Origin of the sequence: Aquitalea sp. ASV11 (genome assembly GCF_016429185.1) — a bacterium.
Lineage (GTDB): Bacteria > Pseudomonadota > Gammaproteobacteria > Burkholderiales > Chromobacteriaceae > Aquitalea > Aquitalea pelogenes.
In genome coordinates, this window is record NZ_JAELUD010000226.1 from 1 (window position 1) to 305 (window position 305).

Annotated in this window: 1 protein-coding gene; it reads left to right on the top strand. The window is 74.1% G+C overall.

Translation table 11 applies throughout. From position 1 onward, the window contains the following. Positions 1 to 277, top strand: a 277-nt coding sequence (locus JHD62_RS21865) for a hypothetical protein (RefSeq protein ID WP_199104636.1), incomplete at its 5' end; no start/stop codon positions are given. Positions 278 to 305: the final 28 nt, after the last annotated feature.

Here is a 305-nt window from a genome sequence, read left to right on the forward strand (position 1 = left end):
CCCCCCCCCCCCCCCCCCCCCCCCCCCCCCCCCCCCCCCCCCCCCCCCCCCCCCCCCCCCCCCCCCCCCCCCCCCCCCCCCCCCCCCCCCCCCCCCCCCCCCCACCCCCCCCCCCCCCCCCCCCCCCACCCCCACATCTTACTGTTCGTCGGCAGCGTCAGATGTGTATAAGAGACAGGCCCTGCACATCAACACATTTCACCACCGTCAGCAAACCGAAACATGCCACGTCTTTTGCATAGAGCCCTCGCCGCCCTCTCCATCATTGGCCTGCTGATCACCCTGCCCACCATGGCTGCCAGCCT